Annotated in this window: 1 rRNA gene; it reads left to right on the top strand. The window is 51.8% G+C overall.

Features of this window, described 5'->3' with window-relative positions:
• Positions 1 to 76: 76 nt before the first annotated feature.
• A 16S ribosomal RNA gene (locus tag AB3I20_RS12650) occupies positions 77 to 1637 on the top strand.
• Positions 1638 to 1640 lie beyond the last annotated feature (3 nt).

The following is a 1640-nucleotide window of genomic DNA, read 5'->3' as shown; positions in this document are numbered from 1 at the left end:
AACAAACATTTTTAAACAGCAAGCAATATGCTAGCAAACAAATTGAGCTTAACAATCGAAAGATTGTTCTAACTTTTATTATGAGAGTTTGATCCTGGCTCAGGACGAACGCTGGCGGCGTGCCTAATACATGCAAGTCGTACGCTTTTTCTTTCACCGGAGCTTGCTCCACCGAAAGAAAAGGAGTGGCGAACGGGTGAGTAACACGTGGGTAACCTGCCCATCAGAAGGGGATAACACTTGGAAACAGGTGCTAATACCGTATAACAATCGAAACCGCATGGTTTTGATTTGAAAGGCGCTTTCGGGTGTCGCTGATGGATGGACCCGCGGTGCATTAGCTAGTTGGTGAGGTAACGGCTCACCAAGGCCACGATGCATAGCCGACCTGAGAGGGTGATCGGCCACATTGGGACTGAGACACGGCCCAAACTCCTACGGGAGGCAGCAGTAGGGAATCTTCGGCAATGGACGAAAGTCTGACCGAGCAACGCCGCGTGAGTGAAGAAGGTTTTCGGATCGTAAAACTCTGTTGTTAGAGAAGAACAAGGATGAGAGTAACTGTTCATCCCTTGACGGTATCTAACCAGAAAGCCACGGCTAACTACGTGCCAGCAGCCGCGGTAATACGTAGGTGGCAAGCGTTGTCCGGATTTATTGGGCGTAAAGCGAGCGCAGGCGGTTTCTTAAGTCTGATGTGAAAGCCCCCGGCTCAACCGGGGAGGGTCATTGGAAACTGGGAGACTTGAGTGCAGAAGAGGAGAGTGGAATTCCATGTGTAGCGGTGAAATGCGTAGATATATGGAGGAACACCAGTGGCGAAGGCGACTCTCTGGTCTGTAACTGACGCTGAGGCTCGAAAGCGTGGGGAGCAAACAGGATTAGATACCCTGGTAGTCCACGCCGTAAACGATGAGTGCTAAGTGTTGGAGGGTTTCCGCCCTTCAGTGCTGCAGCTAACGCATTAAGCACTCCGCCTGGGGAGTACGACCGCAAGGTTGAAACTCAAAGGAATTGACGGGGGCCCGCACAAGCGGTGGAGCATGTGGTTTAATTCGAAGCAACGCGAAGAACCTTACCAGGTCTTGACATCCTTTGACCACTCTAGAGATAGAGCTTCCCCTTCGGGGGCAAAGTGACAGGTGGTGCATGGTTGTCGTCAGCTCGTGTCGTGAGATGTTGGGTTAAGTCCCGCAACGAGCGCAACCCTTATTGTTAGTTGCCATCATTTAGTTGGGCACTCTAGCAAGACTGCCGGTGACAAACCGGAGGAAGGTGGGGATGACGTCAAATCATCATGCCCCTTATGACCTGGGCTACACACGTGCTACAATGGGAAGTACAACGAGTCGCGAAGTCGCGAGGCTAAGCTAATCTCTTAAAGCTTCTCTCAGTTCGGATTGTAGGCTGCAACTCGCCTACATGAAGCCGGAATCGCTAGTAATCGCGGATCAGCACGCCGCGGTGAATACGTTCCCGGGCCTTGTACACACCGCCCGTCACACCACGAAAGTTTGTAACACCCGAAGTCGGTGAGGTAACCTTTTTGGAGCCAGCCGCCTAAGGTGGGATAGATGATTGGGGTGAAGTCGTAACAAGGTAGCCGTATCGGAAGGTGCGGCTGGATCACCTCCTTTCTA

Origin of the sequence: Enterococcus sp. C50 (genome assembly GCF_040887505.1) — a bacterium.
Lineage (GTDB): Bacteria > Bacillota > Bacilli > Lactobacillales > Enterococcaceae > Enterococcus_B > Enterococcus_B thailandicus.
Note: the sequence above shows the minus strand (reverse complement) of the source record. Positions and strands in the feature narration are given on the sequence as shown.